The sequence below is a fragment of the Marinobacter salinus genome (assembly GCF_001854125.1).
GTDB classification, from domain to species: Bacteria; Pseudomonadota; Gammaproteobacteria; order Pseudomonadales; family Oleiphilaceae; genus Marinobacter; species Marinobacter salinus.
In genome coordinates, this window is the sequence record NZ_CP017715.1 from 983332 (window position 1) to 996073 (window position 12742).

At 51.6% G+C, this 12742-nt stretch carries 9 protein-coding genes and 1 pseudogene; all 10 read left to right on the plus strand.

The features are described from left to right. Positions 1-10 precede the first annotated feature (10 nt). Positions 11-1006, plus strand: a complete 996-nt coding sequence (locus tag BKP64_RS04550; protein ID WP_070966577.1) for a polysaccharide deacetylase family protein — start codon at positions 11-13, stop codon at positions 1004-1006. Continuing rightward, positions 1003-2829, plus strand: a complete 1827-nt coding sequence (locus BKP64_RS04555) for a carbamoyltransferase family protein (RefSeq protein ID WP_070966580.1) — start codon at positions 1003-1005, stop codon at positions 2827-2829. The genes BKP64_RS04550 and BKP64_RS04555 overlap by 4 nt, the downstream gene beginning before the upstream one ends. 404 nt (positions 2830-3233) lie before the next feature. After that, positions 3234-3988 (plus strand): annotated as a pseudogene (locus BKP64_RS04560) (GNAT family N-acetyltransferase). A gap of 13 nt (positions 3989-4001) precedes the next feature. Beyond that, positions 4002-5099 carry a FemAB family XrtA/PEP-CTERM system-associated protein gene (locus BKP64_RS04565; RefSeq protein WP_083329284.1) on the plus strand — a complete coding sequence of 366 codons (1098 nt, stop codon included), beginning with the start codon at positions 4002-4004 and terminating at the stop codon, positions 5097-5099. Further along, positions 5096-6268 carry a glycosyltransferase family 2 protein gene (locus BKP64_RS04570; protein WP_227515505.1) on the plus strand — a complete coding sequence of 391 codons (1173 nt, stop codon included), beginning with the start codon at positions 5096-5098 and terminating at the stop codon, positions 6266-6268. Before BKP64_RS04565 ends, BKP64_RS04570 begins: the two co-directional genes overlap by 4 nt. Beyond that, entirely contained in the window at positions 6268-7608 is a 1341-nt protein-coding gene (locus BKP64_RS04575) for an O-antigen ligase family protein (RefSeq protein ID WP_070966583.1), read from the plus strand. Before BKP64_RS04570 ends, BKP64_RS04575 begins: the two co-directional genes overlap by 1 nt. Then, on the plus strand, positions 7609-8790 hold the full coding sequence (locus BKP64_RS04580) for a glycosyltransferase family 4 protein (RefSeq protein ID WP_070966586.1): 1182 nt from the start codon (positions 7609-7611) through the stop codon (positions 8788-8790). A 2-nt stretch (positions 8791-8792) separates the two neighbouring features. After that, on the plus strand, positions 8793-10739 hold the full coding sequence (asnB, locus tag BKP64_RS04585; protein ID WP_083329143.1) for an asparagine synthase (glutamine-hydrolyzing): 1947 nt from the start codon (positions 8793-8795) through the stop codon (positions 10737-10739). 28 nt (positions 10740-10767) lie between these two features. Beyond that, complete coding sequence (locus tag BKP64_RS19615; RefSeq protein ID WP_070966588.1) at positions 10768-11604, plus strand: hypothetical protein; 837 nt, start codon at positions 10768-10770, stop codon at positions 11602-11604. Between the two features lie 4 nt (positions 11605-11608). Next, the gene (locus BKP64_RS04595; protein WP_227515506.1) at positions 11609-12736 is read left to right on the plus strand and encodes a glycosyltransferase; all 1128 of its coding nucleotides are present in this window, start codon (positions 11609-11611) and stop codon (positions 12734-12736) included. The last annotated feature ends 6 nt before the right edge of the window (positions 12737-12742 follow it).

Consider the following 12742-nt stretch of genomic DNA (forward strand, 5'->3'; position numbering starts at 1 on the left):
GAAGGGAATCATGTTTGATCAACGGAAAGACATCAGGATTGCGGCAGAGGAGCCGCCACAGCTTATTGTTGTGATCGATACCGAGGAAGAATTCGACTGGAATTCCGAACCGGACTCGGCAGCGACGGGCGTTTCTGCCATGCAGCATATCGATCGCGTCCAAAGCATCTTCAATGAATACGGCATTCGCCCCTGTTACGTGATCGACTATCCGGTGGCCAGCCAGGCTCAGGGTTATGAGTTGCTGAGGCAGTTCGCCCAGAAGGGGCAGTGTGAGATTGGAGCCCACCTTCATCCCTGGGTAAATCCGCCGGTTGACGAGGTGTTGTCCAAACCAAATACCTATCCGGGCAACCTACCGCAAGACCTTGAACGGCAGAAACTTCTCGTTCTGAGGGACAAGATCCAAGAGAATTTTGGCTCCGCACCGGTTGCCTACAAGGCCGGGCGTTACGGCTTTGGCCCCAACACCACCGGCATTCTTCAGGAACTGGGGTTTAATATCGATCTCTCAGTTTGCCCGCCTTTGGACTCGCGGGCGGATGGCGGGCCGGACTATCGCCGGTATGACGCACATCCGTTCTGGTTCGGTGGCAACGATAAGCCCATTCTGGAGCTTCCCTGTACCGGAGCATTTATAGGCTGGGCCAGTGCTGCAGCAATTCCGTTATTTCAGGTCGCCCAGGCACTCCGGAAATTCAAAGCGCCCGGAATCCTCTCCCGTTTAGGTGCGGTCGACAGGCTGATGCTCTCTCCGGAGGGGTTCAATTCAGCGGAGCACATAAAGCTTAGCCGGGCGCTCTACAATCGGGGAGTAAGGACCTTTACCTGGAGTTTCCACAGCCCAAGCGTTGTGCCTGGTAATACCACATACGTTCAGGATGACGCCCAGCTCCGGAAATTTCTGGACAGCTTCCGTTGTTATTTCGATTTCTTTTTCGATGAGTTAGGCGGACAGGCGTCGACGCCAACCCGCATTCGCAAGCTTATGGAGAGTATGGCATGAAGGTGCTTGGGATTTCCCCGCTAGACAAGGACTCAACGGTTTCGATTGTTGAGGACGGCAATATTCTGTTTGCGGCAGGAGAAGAGCGCTTCTCCAGGACCAAACAACAATCAGGTTTTCCCACGCTGGCCCTTGAGAAGGCCCTTTCATACACTGGCCTTTCCATGAGCGACTTCGACCAGGTGTGTTATCCATTCCTGACCTGGGAGAACGAGCAAAAACTGTTTTCGAAGAATCTGGAAGATGAAAGGGCCTTTATTAAGCGATTCCACCCTAATGATCTGTCTCCCCAGATCAAAGAAGCGCTTAGCCGTGTTCCTGATCGCAACGAGCCTATCCATGGGCTGGAACATCCAAATGCCATCATGGAAAAAAGTTTTCTTCACAGTTCTTATTACAGCATGGCGGGCGCCCAGAAGCTGGCTTCCAATAATGCGGCTTTGAAATCATCCCGCCAATGGGGCGAAGCGGCAACGGAATCTTTCCAGCATTGGGAGCGGGATCTGACCGGCGGCCTTGCAGCAATGGGCTGGACCAAACCGGTCAAGCGCATGGATCACCACCTGTCCCATGCTGCTAACAGTTTTCTCTGCAGTGGTTTTGAGCGTGCATTGTGCGTCACTCTGGATGGCTACGGCTCTGGTCTGGCCGGCTCCGTGAGCGAGGCCCGCGATGGAAAAATTCACAGGTTGCATGGCCTGCCATTCCCGAATTCTCTGGGCACCCTTTATGAGCATGTAACTTCCAGCCTGGGTTTCAAACCCAGCCGTCATGAAGGAAAGATCGTGGGGCTCGCATCCTACGGCGACCCCTCCATTCTTGGGGATATATTGCTTTCCCGTATTGATGAGACGCCCGGCGATTTCCGGATCTACGAAGCCAACAACGTCTATTTTTCCCGCTATCTGGCCTCAAAGTTTCCCAAGATTGATGTGGCGGCCGCCTATCAGTATGTACTTGAAAAAGTGGCGACGAACTACATCCGTTACTGGGTTCAGAAAACGGGTATCGACACCATTGTCTTGTCCGGAGGCGTAACCGCCAATGTTAAACTGAACCAACGGATATTTGAGATTGAGGGCGTCAATCACATCTTCGTATACCCGAATATGGGCGACGGCGGGTGCGGCACCGGTGCGGCTCTTTACCACAGCTGGCCGGGCGGAGTTAAACCTTCGCTTTCCAGCGCCTACATGGGCCCTGACTACTCGGAAGCCGAAATTGAGCGTGCGTTGCAGGCTGAAGGACTGCATTACCAGCGCCCTGAGAACCTCGCGGCAGAAGCGGCGGCACTGATTCATGGGGGTGAGGTGGTCGCCCGTTTCGATGGCCGGATGGAGTACGGGCCCCGGGCCCTTGGTAACCGCTCGATTATGTATCACGCCAGGGAACCTGAGGTTAACCAGTGGCTGAATAAGCGCCTTGGCCGTACCGAGTTCATGCCTTTTGCACCGGTAACTCTCTATGAAGCGAGAGAAAAGTGCTATCACAATATCCGGGGTGCAGAACACGCCGCCGAATTCATGACCGTTACCTTCGACTGCACCGATTTCATGCGGGAGAACTGCCCCGCAGCGGTCCATGTTGACGGTACCGCACGTCCACAGTTGATCCAGCGTGAAGTGAACCCGGGCTACTACGATATCCTCAAGGAATATGAAAAGCTGAGTGGTATTCCGAGCCTGATCAATACCAGCTTCAACATGCATGAAGAGCCCATCGTCAATTCTCCGGAAGATGCGGTACGCGCATTCCTCCAGGGAGCGCTTGATTACCTGGCCATCGGGCCATTCCTGGTGAAGCACCCGAATCCCGTTCATTAATCGGCTATCGTAGCGGAAGCATCTCAATGACAGCAGGAACGCTGACAATAACAAGAGAACCGGCGACAGCGTGTGCGGAACTACGCGATCAATGGCTGGATCTGGAAAATCGCTCCGATCCCACGGTTTTTCTCTCGTGGCAGTGGCTTGGGCACTGGCTTCATGTATATGAACCGCGGGCATTCGTTCTCAGGGTAAAGGATGGCAAACGTCTGGTGGGAATGGGACTGGTGGTGGAAACGGAGGAACGACGGCATGGTTTGCTGAAGTCCCGCTGTTTGCGCCTGCACCAGACTGGTCACAAACTCCTGGATCAGATCTGGATTGAATACAACGGATTCCTGGCAGAACGAGGGAGAGAAGACGAGGTCGCACAGATATGCCTTAGCTACCTCTGTGATGCTATGCCCGACTGGGATGAGTTTATTGTTGGCGCCATTGATGCCGAAGAAGCGGACCGGTACGCACGCATTACCGGGCTATACAAACATGTCCGTTGGGAAGCTCCCTGCTTTGGCGTCGACCTTAACGACCTTCGCAGAAGTGGTGAGCATTACCTGAATACATTGTCCCGTAACACGCGTTATCAGATAAATCGCTGTCATCGGCTATACGAGGGGCGTGGCAAAGTAACTCTGGACCGGCCAGATTCGGTCGACGAGGCTTTGGCCTTATTCGACCGGATTGGCCCGAGGCATCTGGAGCGTTGGGGAGGTGGGCCGGATCAGAGTGGATTCGCCAACCCCGATTTTGTTCGTTTTCACCGCGAACTCATCCGAGCCCAATGGCCGGATGGGGGGGTTGACCTGGTGTCCGTGAGGGTCGGGGGCAAGAGGTCGCATCGTTTTATAATCTGATTTACCAGCAAGTGGTCTATTTCTATCTCGGTGGTATGGCCGTAGAAGATGATAACCGCTTCAAGCCTGGCTTGTTGGGGCATAGCCTGTGCATCGAAGACTATCGCCACCATGGCTTCCACTATTACGACTTTATGGGGGGCGCAGAGCGTTATAAGGAAAACCTTGGAGCGGTTCATCGCCAGTTAGTGCAGATAGCGCTTCAACGGCCCAGATTCAAACTCAAGCTTGAGCATGCCATGCGCATGGCAAAGCAGCATTGGCGGGGCGAGCAGGGGGAGCATGATGGGCGCCAGGTTTAAGCGGATGGATGATGTGGCATCTGATTCCCGGTCAGCTAGTCGCCTCAATGTGCGTCGTCTAAGTCCACCGCACGATGACCTTGCAGGTGTGGATGCCTATGTGCGGCAACATCCAGGTGCAACACCATACCATCGCAGCGCTTGGCTCAAAGCAGTGAATGAAGGCTACAAACACTCAGGGACCATTCTGGCTGCATTTGATGACACAGACGATATTGTCGGTGTGTTGCCATTGTGCCATCTGGCCTTACCGCTGGGCAGGCCTGCACTGATATCCCAGCCTTATTGTGATCTCGGCGGGCCTCTCGCAAATAACGCGTCAGTCGCGCAGGCGTTGATTGAAGAAGCAAAACGCCTTGCTTCGGATGTAAAAGCAAGCAGTCTCTCCTTGCGCTTGGCGGGTCCAGCGTTAGACATTGAACTGAAGCACGTTGACGCGGGCATGCAGAAGGTCAGCATGCTTTGTGAGCTTCCTCACTGTAGCGAGACGCTGTTCAAGAGCTACAAGCCCAAGTTGCGCAGCCAGATCCGAAAAGCCGAGAAGAACGGGCTTTCCGGAGAGGTGCGACAGGATCCGGAAGCTGTGGAAGCGTTCTACCACGTGTTTGCCGCTAACATGCGCAGGCTTGGTTCACCCGTCCACGCCCTGCGATGGTTTAGTGCCCTGCATTCCCATTATGGTGCCGACATGGTGGTTGGCCTTGTGTATTGCGATGGCGTCGTAGTTGGAGCGGGGGTAGTACTTCTGAACGGGAAGCGGGCCTCCATCCCTTGGGCATCAACGCTTGCGGAGTACAACCATCTGGCCCCCAACATGCTGCTCTACTGGACCTTGCTCAGTTATGTGTGCGACCGGGGCATCACACTGTTTGACTTTGGCCGCTCCACGCCTGGAGAGGGCACGTACCGATTCAAGAAGCAATGGGGAGCGGTGCCACACGAACTTAACTGGCTGGATATCCTTAACGAAGGTACGAAGACGTCGGCAAAGTCGAGATATTCAGTGGCCGCACAGAAGCTCAGGGCATTGGTTGAAGTCATCTGGCGTCGCTTACCGCTGCCCGTTGCCAATCGATTCGGCCCATTGATCAGAAAGTACATTTCCTTATGATGATGTTTCTTATCTTAGTGACCATCGCCTGTCTGCTGATACCCGTGTATGTCTACTTCGGCTATCCCGCGCTGCTCTGGTTTCTTACCCGATTCCGGCCAACGGTGACCCACAGACGAGAGGACCAAACGCCTAACGTGACGCTGATTATCTCGTGTTACAACGAGGCGGCGGTCATCCGGGAAAAGCTGAACAATGCACTGGCGCTGGACTACCCACGGGAACGATTCAATGTGATTGCGGTGTCGGACGGCTCCGACGATGGCACCGATGACATCGTGCGTGAATTCTCGGGGCAGGGTGTAACCCTGATCCGTCAGGAGGGCCGCTTGGGAAAAACCATGGGCCTTAACCTCGCCATGGAGGGGGTGACAAGCGAGATTGTCGTGTTCAGCGACGCCAACGCCATGTATGCGTCAGACGCTATCCGAAAACTGGTGCGAAATTTCGCGGATGCAGAGGTCGGTTATGTTGTTGGTGCTGCTCTATACACGGACAGTGAAGCCGGTGCGAGCGCGAAGAATGAAAACCTTTATTGGCGATATGAGTTGGCCATTAAATCCATGGAGTCTCGTCTGCATTCTGTTGTTGGGGGGGATGGGGCGATTTACAGCATTCGAACGGGGCTCTGGGAACCTTTGCACCCGCAGGATATTAACGATTTTGTTAATCCGCTACAGATCATTGCCAAGGGCTTTCGGGGTATTTTTGACAGTGAAGCAAGGTGCTACGAGGAGACGGCCGGCGACTTCGACCGGGAAGTGGCCAGGAAGGAGCGGATTGTAAACCGGAGCATTCGTGGATTAATGCGGGTAGGGGAGGTTATGAACCCCCGGAAGACCGGTGCATTTGCATTCGAAGTGATCTCACACAAACTCCTGCGTTGGTTGATTCCCCTGTTCATGCTACTTGGCTTCGCAGGCAGCCTTGTTCTGGCGTTCTCGGGATACAAAGTGTTCCAGCTCATGTCATTTTTCGCGGTTGCTCTTCTCGGATTGGCTTTCATAGGTAGCATGGCTCCAGACAAAAACCGGTTACCCGTCTGGTTGGCAACACCTTTTTATTTTGTGGCGGTGAACTGGTATGCCGTTCGTGGGATTGTAAAGGCTTTGCAGGGACAGACTCAGATCACTTGGGAAAGCGCTCGGCCGAGGCAGGAGAACCGTTGATGTCGAAGATGGCATTAATTTTTCTAGCGGTTTTTTTTGGCGGGATAGTTGCTGGATTTTTTTATACCGGTGCGGCTGCCTTCGTTTTGTATCAGATGGTGTACTTTCTGAACCCGGATGACCGGTGGTGGTCTGCGCAGATACCGGGGTTGCGCTATTCATTTATTGCGTCACTTCTGATGCTGATAGTCCTTGGCGCCAAGTACAAGGAACTTAGTCAAAAAAGTGCGTGGAAGGAGCAGCCGGTATTCATATATTTAATGGTTCTGGTCGGTCTGTTCTACATCGCAAAACTGTGGTCCCTGGCGCCGGATATTCACGATGACTTCACTTTTATTTTCCTCAAGCTGATTATCATCGTGTTAGTCGCTTACAAACTTCTGAATAGCGAAGCCACTCTTAAGGTCGCGACATGGGCGTATCTGCTCGGCTGCACGTACCTTGGCTACCTGGCAACGTCGACAGGTCGCAATTCGGGAGACCGGTTGGAGGGAATTGCACTACCCGACGGAGGCGACGTGAACGGGGTTGCGGCTGCGATCGTTCCTGCGGGTGTACTTTTGCTTTATTACGCCTGGATGGGAAATAAAAAGGTCAGAGTCTTCTGTTTTTTCTGTGGTGCCTTCGTCGCAAATGGGCTTGTCCTGTTTAACAGCCGCGGAGCCTTCCTTGGAACCGTAGCCAGTGCCGGGCTTTTTCTACTCTTTATGATGTTCTCGAAATATCGTCGGAAGGGGCAGCGTGGTTTGGCGGTTTTTATTGTAATTGTTGGCATTAGTGGTGGTCTTTATGTAGCGGATGACCTCTTCTGGCAGCGTATGTCTACGCTCCAGAGCTCGGACAGTGCGGAAAGCGGCTCCCACAGGGTGCTTTTCTGGATGACAACCTTCGACATGATGGAGGATCACCCCTTAGGGATGGGGGTCCACGGCTATAACATCTTGTCACCGCTCTATTTAACGGAGGAAGAGCGAGAGGGCGTTCAGTATAAAACGGTGCATTCGATTTGGTTCCAGGCGCTTTCGGAACTGGGATGGCACGGTTTACTTATTTTTCTGGCCATGCTGATCAGCCTTTACCGAATGTCGAAGAAAGCGAAGACATTTGTCCTGGATAACAAGGAGTACGAGAAGTATTTCCACTTGTTAGCCCTGGAATGCGCTGTTCTCGGATACCTGGTCACGAGCACTTTCATTAATCAGCTCAGGGCAGAGATCCTCTATTGGATGATCCTGTTTCTGGCCGTGGCAATCAAGGTTTACTATCTGCATCCGCAGTCAGTGACAGTGTCGGCTCGAAGTCTGGGTAGCCGCATACAAGGGAAGGTGAAAAGGGTATAGATGATGCAAAAAGTCAGGATCCTGCAATTTATTACGCCTGCGGGCTTTTACGGGGCTGAACGCTGGGTGTTGGCATTGGCCAACAACATCGATCCTGAAACAATGCTGTGCGACCTCGCCGTTTCTGATGAGGGACCAGAGCAGGATCTCTCAGTTGCGGATTATTACCCTCGATCTGCGGGGAATGTACATCGCCTGAAAATGAATGGCCGGTTTGATTGGAAGGTGGTTTCGAGACTGGAACAGGTTATTCGTGAGAGGAGCATAGACGTTATTCATACCCATGGATACAAATCCGATATCCTGGGGCTGATAGCGGCCCGCCGTACCGGCATAAAATGCGTTAGTACTCCTCACGGCTTTTCAGGAAATGTTGGTATTAAACTGGCAACATTTATCCGTATCGGAACAATGATGCTCCGCTATTTCGATGCGGTTGCTCCCCTTTCCGAAGAGCTGATGGCAGATATGGATCGGCTCAAGGTTCCTCAAAAACGCCTTCGTTTCATCCGTAATGGCGTAGATCTGAAAGAAATAGACGCGACACCCCGTGACGAGGTTGCCAATAGCGTGGATCCTGACGCTGAAAAGACCCGCGACGCATCGCACCGGACCATCGGATTTATTGGTCAGCTGATTCCGCGAAAAGGCATCCCGGATCTTCTGAATGCTTTTGATAGCCTGTATGAGTCAGATCCGGCGATAAAGCTCACTCTTGTCGGAGATGGCGCTCAGCGCGCCGAACTTGAAAGCTTTGCGTCCGGTCGGTCCAGTGGCCAGGCGGTCGAGTTTCTTGGGTTTCGGTCAGACAGACTTGCCTTGCTTTCCACATTCGACCTCTTTGTGATGACCTCGTCTCTGGAAGGTATACCCCGTTGTATGATGGAAGCAATGGCCATGGGGATTCCCTGTGTTGCCTATGATATCCCGGGCGTCGACCAACTGATTGAGCATCGCAAGACCGGCTTGCTGGTTCCCCTCGGTGATACACAGGCACTGAAGGCCGCGTGTGCGGAGGTACTAAACAATGCCAAACTCGCAGCCACTCTCAAAACGGCGGCTCGCAACAAAGTCAAACAGCAATACTCTGCAGAAAGGATGGCCAACGAATACCTGCAGCTTTTCCGGGATCTAATCGGAGAGCAAGGTAAGGAGTCTGGTGAAGTAAGGGGGATTGGTTAATCGTGTGTGGTCTCGCCGGATTCATGAGGTTAAGTGCAACCCCGAACCGGGATGCTCACCAGTCCTGGGTGAACCGAATGGGGGAATCAATCATACACCGGGGCCCCGACGCAGGGGGAAGCTACCTCGACAGCCACATAGCGCTGGCTCATCGACGCCTGAGCATTCTCGATCTCAGTGATGCGGGTAACCAGCCAATGACTTCTGCTTCCGGCCGGTACGTGATTGCGTTCAATGGCGAGATATACAATTACCGTGAATTACGCGAAGAGCTCAGGAACGAGGGGGTGCAATTTCAGACTCAGACAGACACCGAAGTGCTGCTTGCGCTTTTTGAGCTCAGAGGGGACTGCTGCCTTGACGCTCTTAACGGAATGTTCGCGTTCGCAATATGGGACAAAGAGGCCAGAGAGCTTTTTCTGGCGAGGGACCGGTTGGGCAAAAAACCACTCTATTACTATCGGGCGGGTGGTGAGTTTGCCTTTGGCTCTGAAATCAAATCCCTGCGCCAGCTCCCTTTTCTCGAGACGGTACTGGATTACGAAGCGGTAAAGGATTTTTTCTTCTACCAATACATTCCTGACCCGAAGACAATTTACAAAAACCTCTACAAGCTTCCTCCAGGGTACTGGCTCAGAACCGATGGTAAAAGCGTCAAACTGCACCAGTACTGGGATGTTCGTTTTGATCAGGTAAACCACTCAAGCGCGAGCGACATTGAAGATGGTCTCTATAACCTTATAGACGACGCCGTTAGGCTCAGAATGGTCAGTGATGTACCGCTCGGGGCTTTCCTGAGTGGCGGAGTGGATTCCAGCGCCATTGTCGGATTGATGGCAGGACAAGCCGCCCGGCCGATAACCACCTGCTCAATCGGCTTTGGTTCTGAAGAGTTCGATGAAGTGAAGTATGCCCGTCAGGTAGCCGAACAGTTTGGCACGGACCACCACGAATTTACCGTTAAGGAAAATGTCGCCGGAAACTTTGAAAGAATCGCCCGTTTCTTTGACGAACCCTTTGCGGATCCTTCGTTTGTTCCCACCTTTTTTGTGTCTCAGCTCGCCCGTCAAGAGGTGACGGTTGCCCTGGCTGGTGATGGCGGGGACGAGAATTTTGCCGGATACAGCAAATACCGCACGGATGCGATAGAGAACTCGCTTAGAGGGCTGTTGCCGGAATTTGTCCGGAAGGGCATCTTTCCGTCCCTAGCTAATATGGCGGGTATGATCCCCGGCTTGATGACTCGGCGAGCCCGGACATTGCTGAACACATTGGCCATGAGCCCGGGACAGGGATTTTTTATGACCAACTGCTTTTTCAGGCCGGAAGTCTGGGAGCGCGTGGTCAGCCCCGAGCTTGCCCGGCATACACGGGATTATGACCCTGGCAAAATTACCCGCGACTATTACCGGAATGCGCCGGCCGAAGACCACCTGTCGCGCATTCTGTATACCGATATAAAGACCTATCTGCCGGGGGACATTCTGGTAAAAGTTGATCGCATGAGTATGGCAAACTCTCTGGAAACAAGAGCGCCGCTGTTGGATTACAGGGTTGTGGAATACGCGGCAGGCATTCCGTCTGCGCTGAAGTTAAAAGGCAAGGAAAAGAAATTCATCTTGAAGAAAGCGTTCTCGCGCCTCCTCTCGGATGACATCCTTTATCGTAAAAAGATGGGGTTTTCAGTTCCTCTGGCTGACTGGCTTCGGAAAGAGCTCTTCGACATCGCGAACCCCGCGCTTACGGATAAACAGGGTCCCTTGTCTGCCCTCTTTGATATAAGCGAAACCAGCAGAATGTGGAGTATCCACTTGGCGGGTGACAACTATTACACTCAGGAGTTGTGGTCGCTGGTTGTGTTCGCCATTTGGCTAGGGCCGAATACTACCTCTATGGCTAATGGCAATCGAGCCTTTTCAGAAACATTGATGTCGGCAGACTTGAACTGATTAGTAGAGGCGCTTGATGGTAAATAATATGGATATTATGAAGTCTGTCGCCCTCATTTGCCTTGTTATTGGGGTGACATTACTGGCAATAAACATTTATGGATTGACTCAAGATATACGGAAGCCGGGCCTTGGCGTAAACGATCAGGAGCACTTACGACTTATACCCGAAGAGGTTTGGAGCTATCAAAAATCCAAATCCGAAATTAAAAAGCTCAAGTCAGGGGGTTCCATTTCAGAGTTGGCGGAGGAGGCAAATCAGATTGTCCATAAGAGCTTGGTTCACGTTAAATGGACTTCCGTCAGTCCTACGGAATATAGGCAGCTAGTTCCAATCTGGGAAAACTATTTTTTATGGGCAGTGGGGAAATTCTCTGGGTTGCCTCAATTCGAGAGGTATCACTATGCGAACTATCTTCGGAGTATAAAACGTGGCATTGGTATATGCGGAGATGCTTCTACGGCATTATCAACGATACTTGATAAATATAATATTGATAATCGAATAATTTCTTTCGATGGACATGTGATTGTAGAGTATAAAAATGAGAATAGAAAGTGGGGTTTGTTGGATCCTGATTTTGGAGTTTCGTTAGATGCATCGTTAGAAATTCTGAGAAAAAAACCCGGTGCCTTTAGAAATAAGTATGAAAATGCTGGTGTTAAGGGGCAACAAGTTTCCGACTTGATTTATATATATAATAAGGATTATTCAATTTTCGAAGATACCTATCATTTTATGACTCTTCGATATATTTTTGAGGAAGCTACATATATTTTGAAATGGCTATTTCCGGGCACCCTAACCCTATTGTCTTTAATTTATCTGAGGCGAAGAATAATAAATAACAGAAAGTTGGAGTAACCTGGTGACGCCTAAAAGTAAATCTTTAAGAGTGCTCCACATCACCTTTAATATGGGGATTGGCGGGACCGAACAGGTTATACGCCAACTGGTTGACAGTCTGCCCGATTCAATGTTTACCAATATTATTGTGTGTATTGATGGTGAGGTAGGAGAGCTTGGGAAACAACTAGAGCAACTAGGAACGGAAATTATCGCTTTCAAAAGGAACCCCGGCCTGGACTTTTCTCTGGTTAAAAAGATCAGGCACCTGATAGATACAGGCTCTATCGATATTGTTCACTGCCATCAATACACTCCTTGGGTGTACGGAACATTGGCGGCAGTGGGAAAAGGAAAAACTGTGGTATTCACAGAGCATGGTCGGTTCCACCCAGATCGTTATCGGTATAAAGCTTTGTTGGCCAATCGGTTATTGGCGATGGTAACTGATAGTATCGTTGCGATATCTGAAGCCACTCGTTCTGCGCTGGCGCGTTATGAGTTTATTCCCAAACGCAGAATCGAGGTCATTTACAACGGTATAAAGCCACTCAAGGTGACACGGGAAGATAGTGAGAGAACCAAAGTCTCTTTGGGAGTCCCACTCGGAGTCCCGGTTTTAGGCACGGTAGCGCGCCTGGATCCGGTCAAAAATCAGGGAATGATGTTGGACGCGTTTGCCAGAGTGTTAGAAAGGCACCCCGAGTGTAGAATGGTTCTCGTTGGAGATGGCCCTGACCGAAAGATGCTCGAAGACAGAGCCAATATACTGAAAATAACTAACCGCGTGATATTTACAGGGTTCAAGACTGAACCAGGCCTTTACCTATCGATCTTCGATATTTTTATTCTCTCCTCACATACCGAAGGCACTTCCATGACGCTTCTTGAAGCCATGAGCCTTGGTATTCCGTGCGTTGTGACGGATGTGGGGGGGAATCCGGAAATTGTAGAAAATGAAAAGAGTGGAATCCTGGTTCCGTCCCGGTCAGACGAGCAGCTTGCAGGAGCCTTGTGCAGGTTAATCGAGGACAGGTCTTTGCGTAGTTACCTCGGAGATGCCGGGTTAAGGAGGTTTGAAGAAGGTTTTTCGGCTGCGGCAATGACGGACAAATACCAAAGCCTGTATCTCCAGTTATTGGAGCGTTGAGGTCAT

Excerpts from the sequence above, each read along its gene's own strand:
- BKP64_RS04550 (WP_070966577.1), top strand. The coding sequence starts at position 11 with ATGTTTGATCAACGGAAAGACATCAGGATTGCGGCAGAGGAGCCGCCA.
- BKP64_RS19615 (WP_070966588.1), top strand. The coding sequence starts at position 10,768 with ATGGATATTATGAAGTCTGTCGCCCTCATTTGCCTTGTTATTGGGGTG.
- BKP64_RS04555 (WP_070966580.1), top strand. The coding sequence starts at position 1,003 with ATGAAGGTGCTTGGGATTTCCCCGCTAGACAAGGACTCAACGGTTTCG.
- BKP64_RS04570 (WP_227515505.1), top strand. The coding sequence starts at position 5,096 with ATGATGATGTTTCTTATCTTAGTGACCATCGCCTGTCTGCTGATACCC.
- BKP64_RS04575 (WP_070966583.1), top strand. The coding sequence starts at position 6,268 with ATGTCGAAGATGGCATTAATTTTTCTAGCGGTTTTTTTTGGCGGGATA.
- BKP64_RS04580 (WP_070966586.1), top strand. The coding sequence starts at position 7,609 with ATGATGCAAAAAGTCAGGATCCTGCAATTTATTACGCCTGCGGGCTTT.